Source organism: Aeoliella sp., assembly GCF_965227375.1.
Classification (GTDB): Bacteria; Planctomycetota; Planctomycetia; order Pirellulales; family Lacipirellulaceae; genus Aeoliella.
This window is the reverse complement of the sequence record NZ_CBDDFX010000001.1, coordinates 2,495,813-2,521,970: the sequence shown is the minus strand read 5'-3', so window position 1 is coordinate 2,521,970 and position 26,158 is coordinate 2,495,813. Positions and strand designations below refer to the sequence as shown.

At 61.8% G+C, this 26,158-nt stretch carries 19 protein-coding genes; 7 read left to right on the top strand and 12 right to left on the bottom strand.

The genetic code is table 11. The annotated features are described in order from the left end of the window. Nucleotides 1-52: 52 nt before the first annotated feature. Together ACQK2L_RS10325 and nadB are read right to left on the bottom strand one after the other, a co-directional pair. Nucleotides 53-811, bottom strand: coding sequence for an ABC transporter ATP-binding protein (locus ACQK2L_RS10325; RefSeq protein WP_425396878.1), 759 nt, complete (start codon nt 809-811; stop codon nt 53-55). Between the two features lie 259 nt (nt 812-1,070). Continuing rightward, complete coding sequence (nadB, locus tag ACQK2L_RS10320; RefSeq protein ID WP_425396877.1) at nt 1,071-2,702, bottom strand: L-aspartate oxidase; 1,632 nt, start codon at nt 2,700-2,702, stop codon at nt 1,071-1,073. A gap of 517 nt (nt 2,703-3,219) precedes the next feature. Here nadB and ACQK2L_RS10315 point away from each other — a divergent pair. Then, nucleotides 3,220-4,329: a CNNM domain-containing protein gene (locus ACQK2L_RS10315; RefSeq protein ID WP_425396876.1), complete on the top strand. Its 1,110-nt coding sequence runs from the start codon at nt 3,220-3,222 to the stop codon at nt 4,327-4,329. A 42-nt stretch (nt 4,330-4,371) separates the two neighbouring features. Here the strand turns inward: ACQK2L_RS10315 and ACQK2L_RS10310 are convergent, their stop codons facing one another. Beyond that, nucleotides 4,372-8,022, bottom strand: a complete 3,651-nt coding sequence (locus ACQK2L_RS10310; protein WP_425396875.1) for a hypothetical protein — start codon at nt 8,020-8,022, stop codon at nt 4,372-4,374. A 188-nt stretch (nt 8,023-8,210) separates the two neighbouring features. On the opposite strand from ACQK2L_RS10310, the gene lpxK reads away from it, so the two are divergent. The 3 genes from lpxK (at nt 8,211) to ACQK2L_RS10295 (ending at nt 12,164) form a co-directional block, all read left to right on the top strand. After that, entirely contained in the window at nt 8,211-9,269 is a 1,059-nt protein-coding gene (gene lpxK / locus ACQK2L_RS10305) for a tetraacyldisaccharide 4'-kinase (RefSeq protein WP_425396874.1), read from the top strand. A gap of 314 nt (nt 9,270-9,583) precedes the next feature. Continuing rightward, a complete protein-coding gene (locus tag ACQK2L_RS10300; RefSeq protein ID WP_425396873.1) occupies nt 9,584-11,155 on the top strand; it encodes a GNAT family N-acetyltransferase in 1,572 nt (523 codons plus the stop codon). Between the two features lie 313 nt (nt 11,156-11,468). After that, complete coding sequence (locus ACQK2L_RS10295) at nt 11,469-12,164, top strand: hypothetical protein (RefSeq protein WP_425396872.1); 696 nt, start codon at nt 11,469-11,471, stop codon at nt 12,162-12,164. A 73-nt stretch (nt 12,165-12,237) separates the two neighbouring features. On the opposite strand, the gene ACQK2L_RS10290 is transcribed toward ACQK2L_RS10295, so the two are convergent. The 8 genes from ACQK2L_RS10290 to ACQK2L_RS10255 all read right to left on the bottom strand — a co-directional run bounded on the left by ACQK2L_RS10290 (nt 12,238) and on the right by ACQK2L_RS10255 (nt 19,329). Beyond that, the gene (locus ACQK2L_RS10290) at nt 12,238-12,621 is read right to left on the bottom strand and encodes a hypothetical protein (RefSeq protein WP_425396871.1); all 384 of its coding nucleotides are present in this window, start codon (nt 12,619-12,621) and stop codon (nt 12,238-12,240) included. Nucleotides 12,622-12,659: 38 nt separating this feature from the next. Further along, entirely contained in the window at nt 12,660-13,145 is a 486-nt protein-coding gene (locus ACQK2L_RS10285; RefSeq protein ID WP_425396870.1) for a hypothetical protein, read from the bottom strand. Between the two features lie 52 nt (nt 13,146-13,197). After that, nucleotides 13,198-13,728: a hypothetical protein gene (locus ACQK2L_RS10280; protein WP_425396869.1), complete on the bottom strand. Its 531-nt coding sequence runs from the start codon at nt 13,726-13,728 to the stop codon at nt 13,198-13,200. A 13-nt stretch (nt 13,729-13,741) separates the two neighbouring features. Further along, entirely contained in the window at nt 13,742-13,948 is a 207-nt protein-coding gene (locus ACQK2L_RS10275; protein ID WP_425396868.1) for a hypothetical protein, read from the bottom strand. A gap of 63 nt (nt 13,949-14,011) precedes the next feature. Next, entirely contained in the window at nt 14,012-14,365 is a 354-nt protein-coding gene (locus ACQK2L_RS10270; protein ID WP_425396867.1) for a hypothetical protein, read from the bottom strand. A 196-nt stretch (nt 14,366-14,561) separates the two neighbouring features. Then, a complete protein-coding gene (locus ACQK2L_RS10265) occupies nt 14,562-15,107 on the bottom strand; it encodes a DUF7691 family protein (protein ID WP_425396866.1) in 546 nt (181 codons plus the stop codon). 519 nt (nt 15,108-15,626) lie between these two features. Continuing rightward, a complete protein-coding gene (locus ACQK2L_RS10260; protein WP_425396865.1) occupies nt 15,627-17,009 on the bottom strand; it encodes a HAMP domain-containing sensor histidine kinase in 1,383 nt (460 codons plus the stop codon). A 79-nt stretch (nt 17,010-17,088) separates the two neighbouring features. After that, entirely contained in the window at nt 17,089-19,329 is a 2,241-nt protein-coding gene (locus ACQK2L_RS10255) for a TolC family protein (RefSeq protein ID WP_425396864.1), read from the bottom strand. A gap of 221 nt (nt 19,330-19,550) precedes the next feature. On the opposite strand from ACQK2L_RS10255, the gene ACQK2L_RS10250 reads away from it, so the two are divergent. The 3 genes from ACQK2L_RS10250 to ACQK2L_RS10240 all read left to right on the top strand — a co-directional run bounded on the left by ACQK2L_RS10250 (nt 19,551) and on the right by ACQK2L_RS10240 (nt 25,185). Beyond that, nucleotides 19,551-21,578, top strand: a complete 2,028-nt coding sequence (locus ACQK2L_RS10250; RefSeq protein WP_425396863.1) for an HlyD family efflux transporter periplasmic adaptor subunit — start codon at nt 19,551-19,553, stop codon at nt 21,576-21,578. Nucleotides 21,579-21,581: 3 nt separating this feature from the next. Beyond that, complete coding sequence (locus ACQK2L_RS10245) at nt 21,582-22,469, top strand: efflux RND transporter periplasmic adaptor subunit (RefSeq protein ID WP_425396862.1); 888 nt, start codon at nt 21,582-21,584, stop codon at nt 22,467-22,469. A 547-nt stretch (nt 22,470-23,016) separates the two neighbouring features. Further along, on the top strand, nt 23,017-25,185 hold the full coding sequence (locus tag ACQK2L_RS10240; RefSeq protein ID WP_425396861.1) for a site-2 protease family protein: 2,169 nt from the start codon (nt 23,017-23,019) through the stop codon (nt 25,183-25,185). A 134-nt stretch (nt 25,186-25,319) separates the two neighbouring features. Here ACQK2L_RS10240 and ACQK2L_RS10235 read toward each other — a convergent pair whose 3' ends face one another. Beyond that, a complete protein-coding gene (locus tag ACQK2L_RS10235) occupies nt 25,320-25,952 on the bottom strand; it encodes a hypothetical protein (protein WP_425396860.1) in 633 nt (210 codons plus the stop codon). Between the last annotated feature and the right edge of the window lie 206 nt (nt 25,953-26,158).

Below are 26,158 nucleotides of genomic sequence, written 5' to 3'. Positions count from 1 at the left end.
TGGGAAGGGTGCATCCACGCCGCTAGGCCGCTGATAACTTACAACGAACGATTTACGACTGCGCCCCCACGACGCCGGTCAACTCGTGGAACTTCTGATCCATCTCGCCGGGCGTGGAGCCGAGTTCGCTAGGGTTTCCATCGAACACCACGCGGCCTTCGTTGATGAAGATCACTCGGTTACACATCGCTTCGACTTCCTGCAGGATGTGCGTGGAGAGCAAAATGGTCTTGGTCTCGCCCAGCTGGCGAATCAACTTGCGGACGTCGCGAATCTGATTCGGATCCAGACCCGAAGTCGGCTCGTCGAGAATCAGCACCTCGGGCTCGTGCAGCAGCACCTGGGCCATGCCTACACGCTGGCGATAACCCTTCGACAGCTTGCCGATCGGCTTGCCCAGTACCTCGTGCAGGTTGCACAGGTCGATCACGTCGTGCATCCGCCGATTGATCTGGGTGGAGGACATGCCGCGGGCTTCGCCGAAAAACTTGAGCAGCGCCCGGGGTGTCATGTCGGGATACAACGGCCCGTTTTCGGGCAGGTAACCCAGCACCTGCGAGGCCTCGAGCCGCTCGGTCTGGGTGTCGAAGCCACCGATGAAGGACCTGCCCGTCGAGGGGGACAGGTACCCGGTGAGCAGCTTCATGGTGGTGCTCTTTCCGGCGCCGTTGGGGCCCAGGAAGGCAGCCACTTCGCCCCGCTTGATCTGAAAGTTCACATCTTGCGTGGCGGCAAAATGACCGTAGTACTTCGAGAGCCGCACGGCCTCGATCATGGTGTCGTTGTTAGATCCCGTTGCCGGATCGCTCATCGCTAGTTACTCCGCTCGTTTACGCAAAGCGTTGAGAGGTAAGAATTTGGGGAGAATCCGCAGGTGGGCAGCGAGTCGAGGCATCGAGGGAAATCCCCCCGCCGGTCGCCTGTTTCCCGCTGAGCTAGAAACTGCCAGGGTAACCACCAACCGGTCGTAATGTCCATACCATGCGGTACTTGTGGCTACGTCGGCCACAATCCGCCGGTTCGCCCCGCCACAGAAAACCGAACGCTCCGAGCCTCCTGTGATGGGGTCCTCAAGCCGGGGCGTAGTCCACGACCGAGCCGTCGCGGAGCAGAATGTGCTTGCGCCAGTGCTGGTCGTCGGTTTCGAGGTAGTCGTGCCGCAGGTGCACGCCCCGCGACTCGGTGCGGAGCCTCGCCGATTCGACCATCAGCCGCGATACGGTCAGCATGTTCTGCAGTTCCCAGCCCGCCGGGTGGGTGAATTGGCGGGTCAGGGCGTAGCGGATCCAGCGGTCGATCATCCGGGCGGCGTCGACCAACACCTCCTCGTTCCGCCACACGCCGGCGTCGCGCCACATGAGGCTTTTCAGCGAGTTGCGCACGTCGGCCAGGTCGAGCGGTTCGCTGCTCTGCGACACTTCGACGTTCTCTAGCGGAATTGCCTGGAACTTGTCGGGCTCCTCGAGCGCCGCGCGGCTGGCGGCCCGGCCGGCGTGCGCGCCGTACACCAGGCCTTCCAGCAAGCTATTCGAGGCCAGGCGATTCGCACCGTGCAGCCCGCTGGCGGTGGCTTCGCCGGCTGCCAGCAGCCGCGGCAATGAGGTGCGGCCCTCGTGATCGACCCGTACACCGCCCAGCATGTAGTGAGCGCCAGGGCGTACGGGGATGGGGTCGCAGGTGATGTCGATGCCGAACTCGTGGCAGGTGCGCGCGATGCCGGGGAATCGCTGCCGCACCCACGCGCCGTCCAAGTGGCTCAGTTGCAAGTAGACGCACGGGTGGTCGGTCTTACGCATCTGGTCGACGATCGAGCGACTCACCACGTCGCGCGGCGCTAGCTCGGCTCGCTCGTCGTACTCGGGCATGAAGCGGTGGCCGCTGGCGTCGACCAGTTGCGCGCCTTCGCCCCGCATGGCTTCGGTGATCAGGCTTCGACTCGAGCCGGCGATGTACAGCACCGTGGGATGGAACTGCATGAACTCCATGTCGGAGAGCACCGCACCGGCGCGATAGCACATGGCGTGACCGTCGCCGGTGGCCACCGCGGGGTTGGTGGTTTCGCGATACACCTGCCCTGCCCCGCCGGTGCAGAGAATGGTTTGCTTGGCCCACACGAACGTCTTGCCATGCTGGGCGTTCCAAACCAGCGCGCCGCGGCATTCGCCTTCGGTGGTCAACAGGTCGATCGTGAAGGTGTTGGGCCAAACCTGCGCTTTTAGTTCATGGTTCACCCGGCGAATCATCGCCCGCATGATTTCGGCCCCAGTGGCGTCGCCCAGCGCGTGCACGATGCGGTGGTGGCTATGCCCTCCCTCGCGGCCGAGCATCAGTTCGCCACCTTCTTCGGTATCGAACTTGGTGCCCCAATCGATGAGTTGGCGAATGTGGCCCGGCGCCTCGCGAACGACCATCTCGACCACTTTGGAGTCGCACAGATTGGCCCCGGCGGTGAGCGTGTCGGCCACGTGGTTCTCGAACTTGTCGGCCGTATCGAGCACCCCGGCGATGCCGCCCTGGGCGTAGGTGCTGTTCGACTCCTGCATCTGGTCCTTGGTCACGATCAGCAGCGACAGCCGCGGATCGACCTCCATCGCCGCCCGCAGGCCAGCAATGCCCCCACCGATGATCATCACATCGACAAAGTGGTGCGGAATCCGCTTGGGTTGAAACGGAACCAGATAACGAGGCGGCGAGAAGTTCATACCGCGATTATAGTGAGCGCGGGCTGCAATTGCAGCGGCCTAGGTTTCTTTGCCCGCGAATCCACGCGGATGGACACCAAATGAAAGAGCGCGGCACCGCAAGGTTCCTGCCAAACCTGCGCCACAGCAGCTCAACTTAGGCCCGTCGTTTACGCGCGTCTATGCCGGGTTCGTCGCCATACCACCCACGCGGTCGAGCAGTGAATCGTCCACTGCGTTGCCGCCGTGCAGGTGGGAAATGGGATTGAAGCAGGGCTATAATGCGGCACAAGGAACGCGGGGCAGTGCCTGCGGTGTCGCGCGAAGATGCGGGGGTTGAATACACACTCCCCATCATTCCGCGGATTGCCCTACAAAGCTGTTGCTGTTGGAATTGGGAGTGAAACTTGAAACCGCAATCTTTCTCTAGAGTCCATGCTTTATTCTCATGATTGATCTAATGTGCCATTGGCATTCAGGCAGCATTCTTGGTGTAGTCACCTCGTCGGGAAGTTCGGCGGGAAGTGGAAGCTGGACCATGTTGGTTGTCTTCTTCTGCCTCGCGATCCTCGTCTCTTTCGCCTGCTCGATCTTTGAAGCCGTGCTGTTGAGCGTGAGTCAACCTTTCATCGCGACGATGAAGGCTACTCAACCGATCGTGGGGAAACGATGGGAGGCTTTGAAAACTCAGATTGATGGCCCGCTGACTTCCATACTGACTCTCAACACCATTGCTCACACCGTGGGATCGATCGGCGTTGGAAAAGAAGTAGCAGGCCTTGCCAGAGGTTCCAGCCACAGTGGCTGGATTGAGGGCCTAACCGCGGCGCTGATGACATTTGCCGTGCTTGTTCTCTCGGAGATCATTCCCAAGACCGTGGGAGCCAGATACTGGCGCAGGCTCGCTCCGATGGTCGGATTTCTGCTGGAGAAACTTACCTGGCTGATGACTCCTGTCGTCTGGTTCATTCGTCTGTTTGGCGGTTCGAGTCACAGTGAGGCCGCGTTCAGTCGCGAAGAACTCAAGGTCATGGCGGATATCGGTCAGAAGGAAGGCAAACTCCAGGAGGGCGAATCCCGCATTCTCAAAAACCTGCTGCACATGCGAGACAATGAGGTTGGCGACGTGATGACACCGCGCGTTGTGGTGTTCTCCCTTCCCGAAGAGAGCACCGTGGGAGAATACATGGAGCACCACGAAGCTTCCCCATTCTCCCGGCTGCTCCTCTATCGCGGCACCCTAGATCACGTCACGGGGATGGCTCTGCGTGATGATGTGTTACGTGCCGCAGCCGGGGGCCAGAGCGAGGCTAAGCTCTCGGAGTTTTCACGCCCCGTTCCTTCTGTGCCCGAATCACTTCGATTGACCCAGGCGTTCGATCAGATGGTCACGAACCGGCATCACATCGCGATCGTAGCCGACGACTATGGCGGCTTAGCAGGACTCGTAACACTCGAGGACATTGTCGAGACGCTGCTCGGACTCGAGATCGTGGATGAGGCCGACACGCGGACCGACATGCGGGAGTTTGCCCGTTCGCAGTGGGAGAAGCGAGCCAAAAAGATGGGGCTATCCATTGAAGTTAGCCCTCCGCCCGGCACTGGCGAGGTTCCCCCTGGGCCAGGGCCAGAGGCTGATGGCCTTTGACGCACCCCGTGGGCAAATCTGCCCTTCGCTCCGAAACCACGCCTACTCGCTGCCGCTGCCCCGCGAAACACCTTCGGTATACGCCTTCAAGCGGTCGCGGTATTTCAGTGGCACCTTGTCGCTGTACCCCTCGCGAAGATCGCGGAAGTCGTCCTTGGTGCGATTTCGCGTGCCACCCTTGGGACCGAGCGTCTCGCCCAAATTGCGGAGTCGCGCGTCGAGTTCCTGTTTCGCATCGCCTGCGTCAGGTCGAGCGGCCTCGGCGCGGAGGCGATTCCAGCGATCGACAAAGCGACGCAGGTCCTCTTCGCTCCAACCCAAGTCGTCGAGCATCTCCTTGTCGACGTCGCCCTCGTCGAGTTGATCGGAGAGTTCCTCGAGCATCAGGTCGGTTTGCTTGCGGGTGTATTCCAGATTGGCTTCGTCGCCCTCGGCCACGGAGCCGTCGAACTTTCCGCCTGCTGGTCCCTCGCTGCCATCGTTGCCGCCGGGCTGACCGTTGTTCATTTGATTGCCGCCTTGCTGCGATCCATCCTGTGGCGGCTGCTGATTGGGATTCTGTTGATTGGGATCTTGCTGACTGGGATCCTGCTGCTGATTGGGTTGCTGCTGGTTCGCAAGTTGACCTTGCTGATCGGTAGTTTGCTCGCCCGGTTGGCCCGACTCGCTTGGCTTCTGCGCTTGGGCGTCGCCTTGGCCTTCGCGCGACTGGGAGCCGTTGCCTTGTTCTTCGCCGGGCTTGCCAGTCTCGCCATCGGCCTGCTGCGAGTCGCCACCGCGCTGGCCAGTTTCGCCCGGCCCCTGATCGCCCGACTCGCCGGCTCCTTCGTCGGCGGCCGAATGCTGACCGGCGCTGCCGGTGCCTTCGCGGGGTGCATCCTGACCGCCACCTTCTTCGCCACCGCCGGCGCGATCGCCACCCTGCTCGCCCTGCGAGTCGCTCTCGTGCTTGCTATGGCCAGGCGTGGGTGGTTCGGTTTGGTCGGTCTCCGAGTCCTCCCCTTCGCGCGCGGTCTTGTCGCGCTGCTTCATTTCTTCCTGAGCGTCGGGCGCGCCTTGCGACTCGGTTTCGTTGCCCGCTCCCGGGTCGCCCGAGGCGTTGCGCTCCTCGCCGCCGGCCGATTCGCTGCCGGCTTCGGGCTTGGTGTCGTTGGCCTCGCCACCTTCGCTCTGGGGAGCGTCGTTCTTGGTGTCGGCGCCGGAGCCTTCGGCCTCGCGCTGTTCAGCGGTGCCTTCCTGTCCGTCGGGCTCACCGGTGCGCTCGGTATCGCCCTCTTCCGGCTCGCCGGAGCCTTCGCTAGGGTCGCTCTGGCTCTCGCCCATCGCAGGGTTGTCTTGCTTTTCACCCTGGCCGGAGGCTTGCTTCTGGCCGCTGGCCTTCGGATCGTTCTGGGCGTCGGCCTGGCCCTCGCCGGAGTCAGTCTGCGAGTTCTGGGGATCGCCCTCGGACTCGCCGCCGCCGTTGGGTTTCTTCTGTTTCTCGGCGTGCTTGCGCAATTCCTCGTCCAGGTGCTTTTGGAACTTTTCGAAAGCTTCCGAATCGTGACTGCCATCGTTGGGCACAGGCTTGGCGTTATCGCCACCGGCTCCGTCGGCACCTTCGCTCGGCTCGCCACCTTCGGCGCCCTGCTGCTTGTCGCTCGACTTGCTGCCGCCGCCCTGCTGCTCGCCTTGGGACTGGCCTTCTCCTTCTTCGGACTCGCCATCGGCCTGGCGCTCTCCGTCTTGTCCGGATTCACCGCCCTCTTGCATCTCGCCGCCTTCCTGCCCGGCGCCGTCTTGCTGCTGGCCTTCGCCGTTCTGCTGGCCGCTATTGTTCTGTCCGCCGTTCTGGCCTTCTTGCTGTTGCTCGCCCTGGCCTTCGCTGCCTTCGCCTTGCTGACCTTCGCCTTCGCCTTCGGCGCCTTCACCCTCTTGGCCCTCGCCTTCTTGGCCTTCTCCCTCGCCACCGGCGTCGCCGCCCTCGCCCTCGTTGCCATCTTGCGACTCGCCTTCGCCGTCGTTGCCCTCTTCGGGCTTGCCTTCTCCTCCGCCGCCCTCGCCCTGCTGCTTCTCTCCATCCTGCTGGTCGGGGTTGCCGACGATGCGGAATTGCTTGCGGTCGCTGGCGGTACGATTGGCTTGCGGGGTGCGAACGTCGGTTGCCTCGGCCCAGTACTCGACCACATCGCCCGGCTTGAGGTTGAGTTCCTCCGGCGTGAAGTCCCATTTACCGTCGTAGCGACCTTTGTGCCGGCCGTCTTTCAACAGCGCCTGCTCGTGTACCTCGGCGCCGTCCTGCTTTACGAACTTCAGCGTCACCGTGCGGAGCGCAAAGTCCGGGTCGCGTCCGTCGACCACCATCTCCACCGTCTCGTTCACGCGGACGTCGCGGGTACGTTCCTCGGGCTCGAGTACCTCGATCTCCGGCGCGTAGTCGGGCAGAATCTCCAGGCTGTGCTGTGGTGGGTCGTGGTTCTCCAGGCCTTCGGTGCTGGTGTATCGCAGCATGTAGCTGGAGGTCTTGATCTGCCGCCGATCGCCCTCCAGTCGCAGCGGAAGCTCCACTTCCGCCAACGCCCCCTCCGACTTCATTCGCTTGTCACGCTTGCCATCGGAAGCCAAGTCGATGTAAGCCTGGTCGATATCGGTGTTGGCCTCGGCCCGCACGGTGACTTTGGTTCCTTCGATGGCGCGGATGTCGCCGCGGCCCTCCACGGTGCGATCCCGGTAGCCGGTGTAGTCGGGGAAGTCGTAGTGCACGCTGCGCACGCGGATGTGCGGCGCGGTGAGCACGTGGATCGTGTAGTCGATGCTTCGCCCATCGCCGGCAATGACGCGGTACTTGAGATCCTGGTCGATGCCGGAGAGGCCCATGCCATCGGCGGGCAGCGTCACGGTGAACTTGCCCGCGTCGTTCACCGGCTGCATGGTCGCCCGCTGGTCGAGTCGTTGACCATCAACCACGTCGTAAGATACTTCCACCACGTCGTCGTCGTTCAGGCCGAACACGCTGGCGGTGACGGTCACGGTCTCGCCCTGGATGACTTCCGTGTTGCCCGGCTCGATGTTTTCGATCCGCACGCGGCTCGGCGCGGCAATGTTGGCCCACGGCATCAGCACTCGCGCCGCGGTGGCCAGCGAACTCTTGGGCGACAGCGACGTGTAGGCGGCCGCCGCGACGATCACCCCCAGCAGCACCAAGCCCAGCTTCACCAGCACCGAGCGATCGATCGAGTCTTCCACCGAGGTGACCGACAACCGCTGCGCGGCTTGCTCTTCGAGCGCCTCGTACACCGCGGCGGGCATCTCTTGTTTGTGCGTGCGGAACAACAGGAAGTTCAGCAGGCTATTCTTGAGCGTCGGGTGCTCGCGCTCGATGGCCGCGGCCGCGTACGCCGGGTTGATGGAACTGGCGAGCAGCGGCCACACGTAGCGAACCGTGTAATAACCCAGCCCGCCGAGCAACAGCGCGAACATCGCCAACCGGCCCAGCGTGCTCAGCCCGCCGGCAAATACCCAGTGCTCCAGCACCGCGGCCGTGAGCAGAAACGCCACCAGGCCGATCACCAGCACCAACAGCGACTGCGTCAGATCCACCAGCTTCACCGCGCGGCGCGTCCGCTCGACCTGCCGGTCGATGTACTTGTCGTACTCCACGTACTCGACGGCCGGATCCTTCCGAGGCGGTGCAGGCGTTTCAACAGTGCTCATAAGTTATCCAGCCATCGACGGAAGTCGATGGTTCTAGTGTCGGATCAGTCTCATAACTTAGACGCTCGCGCGGGGGCTCACGTTCCGTGCGGCTCTGGCTGTATTATACGATTCTTCGCTTCGATGGCTGCTGATTCCCGAGGTTTCCCAAATTCCCCGCATTTTTCGCACTTCCCCCACCCCACCACGTGTTAGAGCCCTCCGATTTTTACGACCTGGTCAGCGGCCGCAAGCGGGGCGTCGTGGCCACCGGCATGCGGGTCGGCCTGCGGGCCGCCGAAGTGCTTTATGCGACCGGAGTGCAGTTTCGCAACCGCCGATACGACGCCCAGCGGGCGGAAATCACCAAGGTCGCCGCGCCCGTGGTGAGCGTTGGCAACCTCACCCTCGGCGGCACCGGCAAGACGCCGATGGTCAAATGGATCGCGCGACACTTGAGAGCACGCGACCTGCGGGTGGCGATCCTCAGCCGCGGATACGGCGCCGAAGAGGGCGCGAAGAACGACGAGGCCCTGGAGCTCGAGCAGTCGCTGCCAGACGTGCCGCACCTGCAATCGCCCGACCGCGTGGCGATCGCCACCGCGGCCATCGAGGAACTCGAAAGCCAGGTGCTGGTGCTCGACGACGGGTTCCAACACCGCCGTCTGGCCCGCGACCTGGACATCGTGCTCTTGGACGCTACGCAGCCGTTTGGCTTCGACCACGTCTTCCCGCGCGGCACGCTCCGCGAGCCAGCCAAGAACCTCCACCGCGCCGGCGTGGTGTGCCTGAGCCGCGCGAACCTGGCCACCGACGCCGAGCGGGCAGCGATCCGCCAGCGAGCAAACAAGCTCGCGCCTGACGCCGCGTGGTGCGAAGTAGCCCACGCGCCGGCCACGCTGCTCAACTCCTCCGGCAGCGAGCAACCGCTCGACACGCTCCGCGGGGCGAAGGTCTTTGGGTTTTGCGGCATCGGCAACCCAGGGGCGTTTCGCAAAACGCTCGAAGCGGCCGGCGCGGACATAGTCGGCTGGCGCGAACTGGCCGACCACCACAACTACACCGCCGACGACGTACACCAACTGGCCGCAGCCGCCACCGAGTCCGGCGCGAAGATGGCCATCTGCACCCAGAAAGACATGGTCAAGCTCCGCGCGCCGATGCTAGGGGCAGTGCCGCTCTGGTCGGTCGTGGTGGAGATTGAATTCCTCGAAGGGGAAGACGCGATGGTTGCCGCGCTCGCGAAGTTGCCGATCGCCGCGGAATAGCTGCGTACTCTGGGCCGTAACAAGCTGTAGGATGGGTCAAGGAGCCTAAGCGACGCGGACCCATCGCGTGCCAATGACGAATGACGAAATACCCAATGACGATTCAGCGCGCAAGCGTGGCTCGTTGGGTACTTGGGTACTTGGGTATTTCGTCATTTACCCTCGATGGGTCCGCGCGAGCTGAGACTCGCTTGACCCATCCTACAGAAATGACTTGCAGCCACCTCGCCAAGCTCCCGCAAATCGATACAATGCTGCATCGCGCTATCTGAAGCGCACCAGCCACTTGGCGCCAGCAAGGACGAAAAACTCACATGGCCAAGACCTCCCGGGTCGAGATCAAGACGCGTCGTTGGAAGAAGTCGGACATCCCGGCGATTGTGGAATGCCAGAACGCGGCCTACCCGCACATCGACCGCGAAAGTCTGTGCGACGAGCGGAAGCTCGAGATGCAACTGGCCATGTTCCCCGAGGGGCAGTTCCTCGCCGAGTCCGCCGGGCGGGTGATTGGCTATGCCACGTCGCTCATCGTCCTGCTCGACGACGACTCGCCGTGGTATTCGTACAACGAAATCACCGGCTGCGGCACCTTCAGCACGCACGACCCCAGCGGCGACACGCTGTATGGCTCCGACATCGCGGTACACCCCGATTTCCGCGGCCAGGGCGTTGCCAAGAAGCTCTACCAGCGGCGCAAGTCGCTGCTCAAGCGGCTGAACCTGCGGCGGATGGTCGCCGGCGGGCGGATACCGGGGTACGCCGAGTACGCCAAGAAGATCTCGCCGCAGCGATACATCGAACGCGTGAAGGCGGGCGAGTTGAAGGACATGGCGCTCTCGGCGCACCTCAAGGCCGGCTACGAAGTGCAAAGCGTGCACTACGCCTACCTGAGCGACGCGGAGAGCATGAACTACGCGACCTACCTGGAGATGCAGAACCCGTTGTTCGACCCGGCCAAGCGGTTGATCGCCGCCTCGCCGATCAGCCGCCCGGTGCGAAAGGTTCGCGTGTGCGCTGCCCAGTACGAGATGCGACCGATCGAAAGCTGGCAGCAACTCGAAATGCAGGTGGAGTTCTTCGCCGAGACGGCCAACGAATACCACTGCCACTTTCTGCTGCTGCCCGAACTGTTCACCGCGCAATTGTTCAGCATCCTGCCGCCCGACATGGACTCGCTGCACGCGGTGAAGGAGGTCGCCCGCTACCACGAGCATTATTTGGATCTCTTCAAGCGGTGCGCCGAAAGCCACGGGCTGTACATCATCGCCGGTTCGACGCCGGTCGATCTGGGCGACGAGCTGCGGAACGTGGCCCACCTGTTCACGCCCACCGGGCATGTCTACACGCAGGACAAGATGCACATCACATCGGTCGAGCGGCAATACTACGACTGCCAGCCAGGCGACAAGCTGCAAGTGTTCGACACGCCGCTGGGGCGGATCGGCATCGTGATCTGCTACGACGTCGAGTTCCCCGAACTGGTCCGCCTGCTCACGATGCAGGGCATCGACGTGCTGTTCGTGCCGTTCGCGACCGACGAGCGAAAGAGCTACCACCGCGTACGGCACTGCGCCCAGGCCCGGGCGATCGAGAACATCATCTACGTGGTGTTGGCCGGCTGCGTCGGCAACCTGCCGCAGGTACGCAGCTTCCTGGTGAACTACGGCCAGGCGGCCGTCTGCACTCCGTGCGACGTAGCCTTCCCCAAAGACGGCATCCTGGCCGAAGCCGACCCCAACTGCGAAACGGTGGTGATCGCCGAACTGGATCTCAACGACCTGGCCGTGCAACGCGACCTGGGCAGTGTGAAACCGCTACAGGATCGGCGGAATGATATCTACCAGCTGCACTCACGGGTGCCGGTGGAGGTGGTTTACACGCAGTGATTTTTTTATTCACCCTCCCTCCGGGAGGGTCGCGGTCTCAGCCGCGGGGAGGGTAAGTGCATCGGGCTGGCCCACAGAAAGGTGGGAATGGTGAGTGCCACCCATGCCGATCATCATGTTTTTTTGCTACGAATAAGGCACTACTTCATTTCGCCTGCCACATTCAGTCTCTAGTGCATGCACCGCTCACCTGAATCTGCTATCATGTGACCACTCCGCTGGTGGCTGCAGTAGTAGGAAAACTGTATTTTCACTCATTATCGTCTCGCCCAACACGTCAACGAACATCACTGTGCATCACAGAGGTAGACTAATGAATCTACAAGTCGTGAGGTTACTTCCCTTGCTTGGCTGCCTACTAGTTTGCGGCAGCGTCTCCCGTCACTCATGGGCCGCCGGGCCGCTGTTCAATCCATTCGACTTTGACGGCACTGAGGTATTTTTTGGAGGGATCGAGCCGAGCAACTTCGGTTCATCTGCCGACGGACTAACCCCCTCGGCAGGTTCCCAGCTCTTCGGCAGCGGAAACGGCAACAGTCATACGACATTCTTCAATAGTGGCCTCATGAAGACCTTGGGCGGGACCATTCAAGACTCCGTCTACCTGGTTCAACTAAACATCGCTTGGTACAACACCGGCCAAAACGGCGGACTGATCCTGAGCGATTTTGACGAACTCTACATCGGATCCGAAGAGGGCGCGATGGACTGGGTTTCTACTCCCCAGCCGACTGTGGAGGACCAATGGTACACCTGGTCGGGAGTGTTTACTCCTACGGCCGCTGACATCGGGCAACCCTGGACCTTAAAGATGGTGTACGACCTACCGCCGAAGCGTGACATTGCCATCGACCTTCCGGCCAGCGGTTTCGCCCGGGTGATCCCAGAGCCAAGTGGTGGCCTTATCGCCATGACCGGCCTGTGCACCCTTTCTCTTTTCGCAACGCTGCGGAAGCGCCTTCGCACCGGGGCGACACTGTTATCTCGCGTGCAGGAACACTGTCGCTGACTAACTCTTGGCCGTGCGTTGAGGGCCGCCACTGCGTTTGCGGCGGGGAGGTTGAGGACGGTGGAGCCGCGCATCATTGATAGAGTTTCGACATCGATAGCACGTCTTCCCCGATCACCACACTCAGTTGGTTTTCCGCAGACAATGCGGCATGATGTAGTTTGTCACTTTGGTGCTCGACGAGTCGAAGAACTCGTTCTATGGTTGAAGCCGAGATCTGAGACAAGGCACACCCAAAATAACGGTAGTTCCCGTCTGCAATTACAGCTACCAGTTGCAAATGCGGATCTAAATCAATCGACCAAACGACGCTTAGGGACAACCTATCATTGTGCCAAAGACCAACCCCCAGTGCCGAAAGGTCTTCATAGACGTTTTCAGTTGGTAAAGAAAGTGACTCCAACAATCGGCAAAATGCACGCTTGTCTAATTCTCGATCGTCCGCTTGTGTGTTCATTTGGAAGTACCGTTGTGAACTGTGAATGACCGGGAGAATCAACTCTCCCGTCCTAAGCAGCGATGCCCTGAGTCCCAGAACCCACACGCGCGAATCGGGTACAGCGGTATCGAATGTTCGGGATCGTAGATCGAACAGTAACAGCAACTCGCCTGCACGAGGAACTGGATCTGAACGTCGTTATACGACGTGACGAACAGGTGGACGTACCGCGGGAACCGCTCGCGCCTCCAGAGGTGATCGAGCACCGCCTGCTTCGATAGTGCGTCGCCCAGGAACCTACCGACGTTAGGCGCCATCACGACTTCGTCCGCGAATAGTTGAGTGCCGTTGAAAACGCACTGCTCTAAGGCAAAGACGTGGCTGCGCTTCTGCGGAGACTCGGCTTGCAGATTGCACACGGAGATGCAGGCGTCCACCGCATCAGAGAATCGCTGCATGAATAGCTCGCGGGGCATAGCGAGCCCCGGCTGGCTCAGTACGACCGTGAACTGGCTGCCGTTGATGGCTTTGGGTTCGATCATGCGTATTGGCTTGGTAAGAGTATATCCAGGCTATGCACACCGCACGTTGTCATCACTTTGGATGGTCGTCCGGTCTCTCCTTGAGCAAAGTCTTGGTCACCTGATCCAGCAACTGCCGGAACACAACTCTCGTTGGTTCTATGTCATTCCCCTTCCCATCGTGGTCGACGTACACGACATCTGGGTCATTCATTGCGTATAGGAGAGAATCACCATCAAAACCAGCTGCGAATTCAAAATACTGCCAGTTGTAATTCCTGCACATCTCGATGCTCTCGTCGGTCATCGGCGTAAAACTCTGAATCCCAAGACACCCGCCGCCTAAGTCACAATCCAAGGGAGTGTTCATCAACGCATCCCCTAATGCGTATAGCTGAGATAGCAGTGGCGGAACACTGACTTTGAACCTCTTTTCAAAGAGTTCGAAATCGGGGTCGCGTAGACGCTGGCGCAACTTCTCGCGTTGCTGATTAACATACGCCGCGCAATCGAAATCGTCACTCATTGGTTTCTGTGATGGCAATCTGCCGGAATTGTGTAATGGTAGTTTAATATATGAGGTTGTGGCGGTGGCCAGTGCCATCGTGCCGTGGCACCTATTCCACCTTGAAATCCAGCAAGCTGCTAAGAATCTTCTTTACGAACTTGACGTCGTCGTCACCAGCCAATTCGTTATAGACGGTTGGTGCTATCTCCGGTGAATTCGATATTGCTTCATACAAAGTACTTGCGACTTCCGTGCAAGTTACTTGCCCGGCCTTCAGCCGCGAGATTTGGTCGGACACAAGCTGCGCGGGAGACATTTTCTATCCGTTTCGAAATGTAGAAATGGAGAGACTGTTAGTGACGCTCAACTGCTCGCGGCGTTAAGCGTCCAACTGCCTATCCATCTCTGTATCAGCTTCGCTCAAGATGTTCCTCACAGTCTCGATGCTGACAAGGCAGCGATCAACAAAGGTGCATGATTCCGTCGTTTCGCCCTCTGGCAACTCGTAGATTCGATATTCCATTCCACCGGATTCGATTGCCCTGAGCACGCTCCGAATTAACGCTGCATGATCGTCGTAGTTTGCATCGAATATCTCTTGCTCAATTACAGGCTTGCCAGACGCAATTACCCTGCGAACTTCGCTTAGGGGAAGACCTGTGGCTCGATGCAAGTCTATGAGACCCGACGCGGACACGTTTGTCGTGTCAACGTAGATCACAATGTTGGACATGCTCAAAACTCCTCTGCCCGTGCATCGGACTACCACAAGACCACCGAGCCCCATCAGAAACTTGAGTGGTCGTTAGCACAGCTCAAACCAGTAGTGTAACCGCACCGGAGCGCAAACCGAACTCCGCTGGCGGAGTTTCGACTCGGAGAGTCGAGCTACAAAGAACCGGCGTCTTCTGTGCGCACTAGTGTGCGCACTAGTGGTAGAAGAACACCATGTCCTGCCCTTTCTCATCCGCCGTCTGAAGCCAGCCGACGTACTCTTCGAGCAATTCCGACACGTCCTCGTCCTTGGTGGCCGCCAGGCGGTCTTTGGCTGTGGTCAATTCGGCCGCGACTTCCGCGCGTCGCAAGCAGCCGATCGATGGAAAGTCGTTGTTCGGTGGTAGTTCGACTGGTGGCTTCGTCTTGGTTAGCAGGTGTTCGAGGCCGCAAGCTTCTACGGCTGCCCAGCGGGCGGCGTCCCATAGATCGCACGGTTGTAGCTCGCCGCAGTAACCGCAGATTTCGATGAGTGCATAGCCATACTGGTGCGCTTCGTCCGTATCTTTCTCCTGGTCCATTACCAGATGCTCGATGGCCGTTGAGAGCCACAGCTCATCGTCGTCGAATTCTTCCTCTTCGTCGTCGAAGAACTCCGCGTTGTTGGCCTTAATCGCTTCGACCAACGACGCATCCTTCGAGCCGACGATGGCTTGCAGTTTGTCGATATCCACTAAGTAGGCAGTCAGTACGTAGCTCATTGAAAGTGGTTCCTTGTGTTAGGTGTGACACCCGTAGTGTAACCGCACCGGAGTGCAAACCGAACTCCGGTGACGGAGTTTCGACTCGGAGAGTCGCTTCTACAATGTTGTAAAAAAATCGGCGTTGAAATCGCGCGGGGGTGTGGTCCAATGGAGGTGCGGGAGTTTGTGTTGGTGGTGGATCTTTGGCAATTTGGTGGAGGTGAGTTGGTGAAAGTTCCTAGCCGACAACCTACGTGTTGTCGGAATGCACTCATTCGCGGAGCGAATGGCGACTATCGTTTTGTCCCCATCGGAAACATGCGGGGAACAACGTGGGGGTTTTGTCGCACCCCCCGATTGGTTTGGCCTAGAAAAACAGGGGTTTCGCGACTTGGGTAGGACCAATACGACTGGGGTTTTGGGCCAATAGATCGAATGTGGGGACAAAACCCATGGACCAAAACTCAGTTGGACTACAACTCCGATTCCGGAGAGGCGTAGCTCTCCGGCTATGGGTTTACTGGAATCGCAGGAGATTCAGTGGGCGGTTGGTAGTTCTACCCAGAAGCGGCTGCCTTGGCCTTGGTGGCTTTCGACGCCGACCGAGCCGCTAAAAGACTGCACCAGGTGCTTGACGATCGACAGGCCGAGGCCGGTGCTGCCGAGTTCGCGGCTGCGGGCTTTGTCGACGCGGAAGAAGCGTTCGAACACGCGCGACGCATCGCCGCGCGGGATACCCGGCCCGTTGTCCTGCACTTCCAGCAGCACGGTGTCGCCGTGACGGCGCCAGCGGACCTCCACGCGGCCCCCTTCAGGCGAGTACTTCACCGCATTGTCGATCAGGTTGTTGCAGATCACGCGGAGGCCTTCCTCATCGGCGCTGGCGTAGGTCTTTTCCGACGGCTCGCTGAGCAACAGCTCGATCGACTTCGCTTCGGCTTGAGGAAGATAATCATGCACGCATTGCGATACAACTCCACCGACGTCAACCGGTTCGATCTCGAACGGTTGCTGCGCGGTCTCGATGCGGGCGAGGCTCAGCATGTCCTGGATGAGGTTATTGAGCCGCTCGCCCTGCTCGATGATGCGGGCCAGGAAGCCGCCGCGGATTTGTGGGTCGTCCATGGCGCCGCTCTGCAGGGTTTCGGCGTAGGCCATGATGCTGCTGAGTGGTGTCTTGAGTTCGTGCGACACGTTGGCGATGAACTCCTGACGGATCGTCTCCAGGCGGCGAAGTTCCGAGTTGTCGTGCAGCACGATCACCGCGCCGACGTCGACCGAACCGGGCAGCGGCGTAATCTGCGCGGCCAGGATTTTTGGCGTGTCGAGCTGCCACTCGAACTCCAAGGTGCGCGGCTTACGGTTCTCGAGCACTTCGGTCACCACTTCGAGCAGCGTGTGCTGGCGGACCACTTCGAGCAGCGGTCGTCCCTCGGCGCTAGGTGGAAGGAAGCCGAACATCTTGCCGGCCGCCGAGTTGGCGAACAGCACGTGCTCCTCGTTGTCGACGGCGACCACCCCTTCGACCATGCCGCCGAGCACGGCCGCCTGACGTTCGTCGCTGGCATGCAGTTGCGAGAGCCGCTCGCCGAGCTCGGCGCTGATCTGGTTCACGGAGCGAGCCAGGTCGCCCAGTTCGTCGTCGGTCCGCACTGGCACGCGCTGACCGTAGTCGCCGGAGCTGATGGCCCGCGTCGCGCGGACGAGCTCCAACAGCGGACTGACGACGTTGCGGACGATGAAGTAGCTGAGCACCGCCGCGACGGCCAGCACGGTGAGCACCAGTCGAACCAGGAGCGTGCCGAGTTCGGGGCTATCGTGCCACTGGCGGGCGAGCGTGGCTGTGACGATGGTCGCCACGGCCGCGAGGCCAAAGATGGCGAGGAAGCGTCGGAGGAACAATCGAGTGCGGAGAATCATGCCCCCCATCATGCCCGGCAAAGCTTGGGCTGCGTAGGGGGCAGGCGAAGTAGCGAGCAACGCACCTACCGAGTGTCGACTAGCGGAAGGGATTGCCTTCGGCCGGCTCGACCGCCACGCGCTCGTCGCCCATCGGCGGCTCGGGCAGATCGGTCGTACCCAACTCGTCGGTCATCGAGAGCGGCTTCAGCAGTTCGAGCTTCGACAGCGGGCTGGGCAGCTTTACGTCGTCCAGGGTGGTTTCGGGCTCGGGCGGCACCAGCTCCTCGAGCGGCATCGCGGGATCGAGTTGCAACTCGATTTCCTGAGGAGCTTCGAGCTCTTCGGTGGTCTCGACCGACTCGACCGTTGGGAAGCCGGAGTCGCTGGGGTGCTGGTCGTAGGCGCCATGGCTCACGACCGGCGCCAGCGACGAGGCGTAGCTCATCTGGCGTGGGCGGCCGCGGCGTCGCTCGAGCGCGGCCGCGTCGTGGTACGCCTTGTCGGGCCACTGGCCCTCGGCCAGGTAGACGCCGTCGTACTCGAGCAGCGTGCCTTTGGTGAAGTGAACGTTTTTGATAGCCACCGCGTACTCGGCCAGCGTGCGGTAGTAGTTAGTCTCCGAGTCGGACACACGACGCTGGGCTTCGAGCAGCAGGTCGAGCGAGACCTTGTCCGACTCGAACGCGGCCGTGACGGCGGCCAGTTGTTCGCGACTGGCTTCCAGACGATTGAAACTGGTTTGGGAAACGACCAATGCGCGATCCAACTCGGCAATGCTGTTCGACGCCGCGTACACCACGCCCCGTTGCTGGTCGCGGAGGATGGCCCGCGCCCTGGCGAGTTCCAACTCGGCGTTACGCACCGCGGAGTGAGCGCGGCGGAAGCCGATGGGCACGTCCAACTCGAAGCCCGCCTGCCACTCCTGGAAGTCGCCCGACATCAAATCGCCGTAGGCGTTGTCGAACCTTGGAAGCGGAGTATCGCTGTTGTGAATCAGGTCCTTACCGAAGCCGCGGAAGCGATACCGGCCGACCACGTCGAGCCGCGGCAGCAGGTAGTTCTTGCTGGCGATCAGCTCCAGCTCCTGGCGTCGGACCGCGAAGCGTTGGCGGCGGAGCTCGGCACGGCGTTCGACCGCTTCGACCGAGACCTCGCCCCAGTCGAAGTCCACCGGAGCGAGCACCGGTTCGTCCGACGGGCGAAGCAGCTCGCCGTCGCTGGCGGGCAGGTTCAGCAGTCGTCGCAAGCGTCGCTCGGCCACCAGCACACCGCCGGTGCCGCGGAACGTGCCAGCCAGGCTGCCGTTGCCGGTGCGTGTTCCATCGAACAGGCGCCCGCTCAGCGCGTTCTGCACTTCCTCCTGGAAGCGGTAGTACTGCTCGCGAGCCTGAGCTTCCTTCTCGGCCTCGCCGCCGCGCCGACCAGCGTCGTACAACGCCCGCACGCGTCGCCACGTGTCGAGAGCGGCGTCGCGAGCCTTGATCTTGGCGTCGAGGTCGCGGTAGGCGAAGTACAAGTCCCAGTAAGCGTTCTCGACGTTGCTCACGTAGTCGCGCACGGCGATTTCGAAGTCGGCCAGCTCGATGTCGGTGTTCACGCGAGCCAGGACCACGCCGTCGTACACGCCGGGCGTGCGGTTGGGTCCGGCGATGCGATTGAACTGCAGTCCGCTACCTTGCAGCAACGGATGCCGCACTTCGCCTTCGACCTTCACGGTCCAGGCGCTGTCGAACTCGTTGCCCGGGGCGTTGTTGCCGTCGAACTCCACGATCTTGCGGGCCGACAGCTCGGTGCCGGTCACGGCGCGCTTGGAGAGTTGCGACTGGAACGAGCCAACGTTCTGCTGCAACGTTCGGGTGCCGCCGCCGAAGAACTCGTTGTTGATCTGGCGGTCGTTGTTCTCGGAGAACAAGCTGGTGGTCCACTGCGCGTCGAAGTCGCTCAGTGCCGCTTCGATGCCCAAGGCCGGATCGGTTTCGACGATGGCCGGGTCGAACTTGGTAATGGTGTTGTCGGGGAAGCGTATCACCGCTGCGCCGACGTCGCGAAGCACCTCGGTGCTGGCGAACGAGATCTGCACGGCCTCGGACAAGGAGATGTCGCGGTAGTTGGCCGGCTCGGTATCGGAGATCATCCGCGGCGCCAGCGAGTCAACCGTCATGTCGCACTCGGCCTGCGAACAACTGTTGAGGGCCGGGTATTCGATCTCGGCGCTTACCAGTTCGTAATGACTGTCGACCTTGTCGCTGCACGCCTTGAACTCGCCAACACCCTTGCATCCCACCAAACTGGTGGAGAGCAGGACGATCGACATTAGGATGCGAAGCGTGCGATGCATATTATTCGACGAGTGTGTGGCAAACGCTGGCGTCTGCCCGGTGTCCCCCACCTTGGCGTGACAGCACGCGACGCGCGCGGATGCGCCGTGTGGTCGTCGTACGTCATCGGCCAATCACCGGCGGCACATTCACTACAACCCGCAAAAATTACCAGGATTCGCGTGGCGAGTTTCCTGCTCACCGGCAGGCGGAATCCTCGGCTACCACTATACTGAAGGTTATGCGCCCCGCTGCCAGCAACCCGACCGACGCACCGCCCGCCGACCAATCGGTGTGGGACGACCTGTCGTTGGTGCTCGATCAGCTCGACGATCTGTCCCGCAGCGACGCCAGTCCCGACGACTTTTACCGACAACTGATTGGTAGCATCGCACCGCTGCTAGCTGCCAATCAGGCGGCCGTGTGGCTGCGCGAAGCGAGTGGCACCATGCGCGTGGCCGCGCACACCGCTGGTTGGGCCGAGTCGATCGACAACCGCGCGAGCCACCAACAACTCATCACCGCCGCGCTCGACTCGCCCGGCGTGCTATCACTCTCACCGGGCGCGGCGCTCGACGCTGCCAGCAACACTTCGAGCGATCACCTGCTGCTCGCGCCGGTGTCGCTAACCGACTGGACCCAACAGCCCGAAGCAGCCGTGGCGGTGATCGAGCTAGCCTTGCCAGCGGGCCGTGCTCCGTCGAGCTACGCGGGCGCGGTGGAGTTGATGCAAGCGGTTAGCGCTCAGGCGGCCGAGTACCACGTCCGCCGACGGCTCGCGCAACTCTCGATCGATCGCTCCGGGCGCGACGCCCTGCTGGCGTTCGGCGAACAAGTGGGCGGTACGCCCGACCTGAACCTCACCGCGCAGAAGATCGCCAGCGAAGGGGCGCGGATTGCCAACTGCGACCGGTTGAGCGTGCTCACCGCCTCGCGGCGCAGCGCGCGACTATTGGCCACAAGCGGAACCGATCGCGTCGAGCGGCGGGGCCGTGCCGCCAGGGCGCTCGAGCGTCTGGCAACGATCGCAGTGAAGCTCGACAAACCGATCTACTACACCGACGGCGCCGGCGAGCAGCAAACCGACGCCCTGCCCCAAGTGGCCGACGTGGTGAGCCGCTACGTCGACGAGTTCCACGCTCGCAGTCTGGTGGTGCTCCCCATGCCGGCGAGCGACGAAAGCAAGTCGCCCTCGCGCGGTGTGCTGGTGGCCGAACAGTTCTCTGCCGAGCACGGCACGCTCGACCGACCACTCCTCGGCGAACTAGCCCGCGCGGCTTCGCCGGCCATGACCAGCGCGCTGGCGTGGCACGAGTTGCCACTCGGCGGATTGCTCCGCACGCTCGGTTGGCTGCGGATGCCGCGGACGCTGTTCCGCATGGCGGCCGCCGCGTTGGTGCTGGCGGCCGTGGCCACGGCGCTGCTCACGATTCCCGCGCCGCTCTCAGTCGACGTGCGCGGACACTTGGTTCCCACCACGCGGCAAGAAGTGTTCGCTCCTCGCTCGGCGATCGTCGACCAGGTGTTGGTGGCTCACTCCGACGCGGTCGATGTTGGCGCGACGCTCACCAAGCTTCGCGACCCGGAACTGGCGGTGGAGATCGAACGGGTGCGCGGCGAACAACTTAAAGTGCAGCGGCAACTCGAGTCGGTCCGCGCCACCCGCACCACGGCCGACGCCACGACGCGCGACCCGCTCGAGATTTACAAGCTGAGCGCCGAGGAAGAGGAACTCAAGACCCAGCGCGACAACCTCAAAGCGGAGCTCGAGCTGCTGGAGACGGAGGCCAAGTCGCTGGTGGTCGAGAGTCCCATCGCCGGCAGTGTAACCACCTGGAAAGTGGACGAGCGACTGGCCGAAGGCCGGCCGGTAGAGCGCGGGCAGGTGCTGTTGTCGGTGGCTGAGACCGATGGTGCGTGGACGCTGGAACTCGAACTGCCCGACGAACGTTTGGACCTGCTCCGCAACGCGAAGACTGACAAGCTCACGGTCGAGTATCGACTCGGCAGCGACAGCAGCACGATGCACACCGCCATCGTGACGCGCATCGCCGATCGCGTGGACCTGGTGACCAAACCAACCGGCGAACAAGAACGCACCGTGCTGGTCGAAGCCACTCCGGACGCACCGCTATCCGAGGAGCTCCGCGCCGCCGCGCTTCGCCCCGGTGGTTCGGTCCGTGCGCGAATCATCGTCGGCGAAGCATCACTCGGCTACGTACTGACCAGCGACCTGTGGCGAGCCATCCGCAACTGGTGGGAGTTTTGATCGATGACGAACACGAAGAAACTGAACTTCGGACAACTGAGCATCGTTGGAGCCGCGCTCTGCGTGCTCGTTTACACTCCCACATTCAGCTTGGCTCAAACCATCGAAGTCGAGTCGGTTGTGCTGCGACTGATCGACGAAGCCGACCTTGCCGCTGGTGAAAGTGGCATCGTGGTGGAGTTAGACGTGAGTGAAGGTCAAATGGTCAAGCGGGGCGACGTGATCGCGCGCATCGACGACACGGCCGCGCGGATCGACGAACAAACGGCCCGGGCCGAGTTGGCGCTCGCCAAGGCCAAGGCCGAGAACGACGTAGCGGTTCGCGCGGCCGAGACCGCGCAGCGCGTGGCCGAGGCGGAACTCGCCCGCAGCGAGGAGTCGATCGCCCGGTTTCCCAAGAGCGTTTCGCAATCGCAACTCGACGTGGAACGCTTGAGCGTCGACAAGCTGAAGCTCGAAGTCGAAGCAGGCAAGCAGGAAATCCGTCTGGCGGGCCTCGCTCAGCAAGTGGCCGAACGCAAGGTGGAAGCGGCCGAACTGCGAATCAAGCGCCGCAAGATTGTCTCGCCCATCGACGCGATGGTCGTCGAGGTCGAAGCCGCGGTTGGCGAGTGGGTCGAGCCGGGCCAGAAGGTCGTCCGGCTGGTGAGCACCCAACGACTAAAGGCCGAGGGCTTCGTCTCCGCCACCCAGGCGGCCGAAGATCTCTCCGGCGCGACCGCACTAGTGCAACTCGACAACGGGCAAACGGTCACAGGCCGTGTGGCGTTCGTAAGTCCCGAGATCGATCCGATCAACAAACAAGTCCGCATCTGGGCCAAGCTGGATAACAAAGACGGAAAGCTCCGCCCTGGGCAACCGGTTGCGATGACACTGAAGAACGAAGATTGAGTTTGTTTGTGATCCATGGATGAACAGGAGTTGTTCTGAACAGGAGGCAACAGAGAGAACAGAGACTATAGAGAAGCATTTAACAAGAGTAGCTCCGAAGGAGCGAAATATGATAGCCCAGGGCAAAGCGAAGGTGAGGGACGAGCCGAAGCGCCGCCCTGGGTTGTAGAAGCGTAGCTAACAGCGGTCGAGGAGCTAACTATCCACGAGTCGGAGCATGAACGAGACCGCAACTGGGCCGCGATTACATGAATGAGTTCCTTCAGCCACGGATGAACACCGATAGACACGGATTCGTTCTGAAAAGAAGGCAACAGACAAAACAGAGACTACCTTCTAGCAATCCCCTCTGTTCTCTCTGTTCCCTCCTGTTCGAAAAAGACGATGCGCCACTCTCAAAGAAAATAAAATAGAGCGTCGGTACGGTTGGCCGATTCCCTCCCCGCCGCAAATGCAGCGGCGACCCTCCCGGAGGGAGGGTGAATGATGCTGGCACTTTTCTCCGTTCGCTCCTGTTTAATAAAAACCAACACGCCCCGCCATTCGAATGCTCCAATTCCCCGCCACCAATGATGCACCGCTCGCGCTCGACGCGCGGCGGGATGTATTGGCCACGGCGGTGTGGGTGCCGGGGCGGGCGACCTGGGTGCTTAAGGACCCGGTGACGCTTGAGCAGCATGAGTTGGGCGAGGCGGAGTATCTGTTGCTCACGTCGCTCGGCGACCGGACGTCGCTGCGGAACTTGCAGCGAGCATATCAACGTCGATTTGCGCCCAAGACGATTGGCGTGGTCGAACTGCAAAGCTACCTCGGACGATTGCATCGCGCGGGGCTACTCGTGTCGCGAGCGCGAGGACAGGGAACCGCGCTCGTGGAGCGAGCGGGCGAGGACCGTGCGCGGCGGCTGCGTTGGAGCTGGACCGAACTGCTGGCGATTCGATTGCGCGGTTGGAACCCCGATCGGATGCTCGATGCGTTGCTGCCGCTCGCGCGGCCGCTGCTCTCGCCGATCGCGATGTTCTTCGCCGCGCTATTGGTACTGGCAGCGGTGGGACTCTTGGTGTCGCACAGCGAGCAGTTCGTTGCGCGGCTGCCATCGCTGTCGACGCTCACCGCGCCGAGCAACTGGCTGTGGCTGGCGGTCACCGTGGCGGTGGTGAAGCTGCTACACGAGCTGGCGCACGGCTTGGTGGCCAAGCACATGGGCGCCGAGGTGCACGAGATGGGCATCCTGCTGTTGGTGTTCGTGCCGACGCTGTACTGCGACGTAACCGATATCTGGAGCCTGGCAAGCAAGTGGCGACGGATGGCCGTTTCGGCGGCCGGCATGGCCATGGAACTGGTGCTTGCCAGCGTGGCCACGTTCGTGTGGTGGTCGACCGAGCCCGGGCTGGTAAACATGCTCGCGCTGAACACGATGGTGGTTGCCTCGGTCGGCACGCTGCTGGTGAACGCCAATCCGCTGATGCGTTACGACGGATACTACTTGCTATCCGACCTGTGCGAGGCTCCCAACCTATGGCAACGCTCGCGCGACGCGCTACACCAGCGCACTGGTTGGCTGTTCTTCAAGCCAGCCAAGCGCACCCAGCGCGAACCGCTGTGGCTCGCTTGCTACGGTGCCATGTCGAAGGTGTACCTGACGTTGGTGCTGCTTTCGATCTTCTGGATGGCAGCGCTCACGCTCAAGCCGCTTGGTTTGGGTGTCATTGCGTACGCCTTGGGCGGAGTGATGCTGGCCGGCGTGGTGGCGCGGCCGGTGCAGCAGCTGTCCGAGACGATGAAGAACCCCGTGCGCCGCCGCGACTTCCGCCCTGCGATGTCGCTGTTGGTGCTGCTGGTTGTAGGTCTGCTGGCGGCCGGGCTGTGGCGTTTGCCGATTGCCGACCGCGTTGAGTGCCAGGCCCGGGTAGTTCCGGCGCGCGGCATGCCCGTGGTGACCACCATGGCGGGTCGGCTCGAGATGACTTTGCCGCCGGGCAGCGAAGTAACCAACGGACAAGTGATTGCCCGGCTGGCGAGCTTCGACATCGAGCGCAACGCAGAGACTTTGGCAGGCGAGCTGCGCCTGGCGGAATTGACCGTCGAGCAACTCGAAGCCTTGCGCGCCCGCGATGCCGAGTCGAGTCGCAAACTCCCCACCGCGCGAGCCGCGCTGGCCGATGCCAAGCGGCGCGTGGCGGAACTGGAGCGCGAGAAACAGCGGCTGGTGCTTCGCGCGCCGCGCGACGGAGTGCTGTTGCCGCCTGCCAAGAAGCCCGTGGAAGAAGAAGCGGTGACGCTCGCCAGTTGGACCGGTTCGCCGCTCGACACCCTGAACGACGGCGCCTGGCTGGAAGCCGGCACCACGATCGGCACCATCGGCGACGTCGAAACCCGCGAAGTGGCTTTGGCGATCGACGAGACGGACATCGAGCGCGTCGAGCTGGGCCAGCGCGTCCGCGTGCAACTTCACGCGGTGGGTAGCGAGCCACTCGAAGGAGTAATTCGCGACATCGCTCGCGTAGGAAGCGAAGCAGAAGCCGCCGATCCCGATGGTCTGGCCGCCTGGCTGCCGAGCGAGCTTGCCACGACCACGAGTTACGAAGCCCGCGTGGTGCTCGACGCCGAGCTGGTCGAGTTGCCCATCGACAGCGGCGGGCGAGCCAAAGTAGACGTCGGCCGCACCACGGTTGGCGAGTGGATCATGCGGCAAGTGCGCGATACGTTTCGGTAGGGCCCCTTCTAGCAAGACGAAGTTGCCGAAAGGTTCACAAGCACACGAAGCTCAAGTAGCCGACGAGCTACGCCTCGTCGGTCGTTTCACGACGAGGCGTAGCTCGTCGGCTATCGGCTTCCTTTCGCACTGTCCTACGGCAGTACCAAGATCATCCACGCAAGCGTTCCAGCTTCGACTGAACCGCCCAGCGCGTCGCAAGGCCAGCAGTGGCGGCGGTATGGTGGGCAGCTTCCCGCACGGTAGTGGCCCAGCGTGTAGACACACTCTCCTGGGCAGTTGCTGGCCATCAGGTAAGGTAGCGCGGGAATCGTGCCGAAGAAGTGCGCGGTCGAGACGAACGGCTGCGTTACCCAGTTGCACGAGTAGCCGTATCGCTCGGCGTTCACTTCCTCGAAGTACAACGGGTTGTGCCGCGTAGCAGCGGGCGCCCAGGTGTAAACCTGCGTAGGCCACGGGCGCGGCATATCGCCTGCCAGCAATGGTGCGGCCTCGATGATCTTCGAGGCCTCGCTCTTGGGCAGCTTGCCGGGCGGCAAACCAATGTCCACCCCTAAGGAAGTAATTGGCACCTGCTGTGGTTTGGCGAATTGCTCGCTGCCTGGCTCTTCGCCTTCGGTGTTCTGAGCAAGGCGCGCTTCCATCGCCAGCCAACGCGCAGTGCGGAAGGGGTTCTCCACAGAATCGTCGGCCGTAGCCTGAGTGCAGAACACCCCTATAAGTGCTAGCGCGAGATACCAGTAATTTTGGCAGTTGGATGTTCGCATCGCTCCCCCCTCGAGCAAGACCGGTGAGCCGTACGTACCGGTTTTCTACTTTTCGACCGCACTGGTGGGCAACTTCAGTGAATGTTGCTGGAGAACAAGAGCAACAACCAGTGATTGAGATCAGCGAGACCAGAAAGGTCAAGCACTTTTTGTCGGTATTTTCAGGCTCAAAGTCGCGCCAAAAGTTTGACAGTCCGGCTAGCGGC

Excerpts from the sequence above, each read along its gene's own strand:
- ACQK2L_RS10325 (WP_425396878.1), bottom strand. The coding sequence starts at position 811 with ATGAGCGATCCGGCAACGGGATCTAACAACGACACCATGATCGAGGCC.
- nadB (WP_425396877.1), bottom strand. The coding sequence starts at position 2,702 with ATGAACTTCTCGCCGCCTCGTTATCTGGTTCCGTTTCAACCCAAGCGG.
- ACQK2L_RS10315 (WP_425396876.1), top strand. The coding sequence starts at position 3,220 with ATGTTGGTTGTCTTCTTCTGCCTCGCGATCCTCGTCTCTTTCGCCTGC.
- ACQK2L_RS10310 (WP_425396875.1), bottom strand. The coding sequence starts at position 8,022 with ATGAGCACTGTTGAAACGCCTGCACCGCCTCGGAAGGATCCGGCCGTC.
- ACQK2L_RS10300 (WP_425396873.1), top strand. The coding sequence starts at position 9,584 with ATGGCCAAGACCTCCCGGGTCGAGATCAAGACGCGTCGTTGGAAGAAG.
- ACQK2L_RS10295 (WP_425396872.1), top strand. The coding sequence starts at position 11,469 with ATGAATCTACAAGTCGTGAGGTTACTTCCCTTGCTTGGCTGCCTACTA.
- ACQK2L_RS10290 (WP_425396871.1), bottom strand. The coding sequence starts at position 12,621 with ATGAACACACAAGCGGACGATCGAGAATTAGACAAGCGTGCATTTTGC.
- ACQK2L_RS10285 (WP_425396870.1), bottom strand. The coding sequence starts at position 13,145 with ATGATCGAACCCAAAGCCATCAACGGCAGCCAGTTCACGGTCGTACTG.
- ACQK2L_RS10280 (WP_425396869.1), bottom strand. The coding sequence starts at position 13,728 with ATGGCACTGGCCACCGCCACAACCTCATATATTAAACTACCATTACAC.
- ACQK2L_RS10275 (WP_425396868.1), bottom strand. The coding sequence starts at position 13,948 with ATGTCTCCCGCGCAGCTTGTGTCCGACCAAATCTCGCGGCTGAAGGCC.
- ACQK2L_RS10270 (WP_425396867.1), bottom strand. The coding sequence starts at position 14,365 with ATGTCCAACATTGTGATCTACGTTGACACGACAAACGTGTCCGCGTCG.
- ACQK2L_RS10265 (WP_425396866.1), bottom strand. The coding sequence starts at position 15,107 with ATGAGCTACGTACTGACTGCCTACTTAGTGGATATCGACAAACTGCAA.
- ACQK2L_RS10260 (WP_425396865.1), bottom strand. The coding sequence starts at position 17,009 with ATGATTCTCCGCACTCGATTGTTCCTCCGACGCTTCCTCGCCATCTTT.
- ACQK2L_RS10255 (WP_425396864.1), bottom strand. The coding sequence starts at position 19,329 with ATGCATCGCACGCTTCGCATCCTAATGTCGATCGTCCTGCTCTCCACC.
- ACQK2L_RS10250 (WP_425396863.1), top strand. The coding sequence starts at position 19,551 with ATGCGCCCCGCTGCCAGCAACCCGACCGACGCACCGCCCGCCGACCAA.
- ACQK2L_RS10245 (WP_425396862.1), top strand. The coding sequence starts at position 21,582 with ATGACGAACACGAAGAAACTGAACTTCGGACAACTGAGCATCGTTGGA.
- ACQK2L_RS10240 (WP_425396861.1), top strand. The coding sequence starts at position 23,017 with ATGCTCCAATTCCCCGCCACCAATGATGCACCGCTCGCGCTCGACGCG.
- ACQK2L_RS10235 (WP_425396860.1), bottom strand. The coding sequence starts at position 25,952 with ATGCGAACATCCAACTGCCAAAATTACTGGTATCTCGCGCTAGCACTT.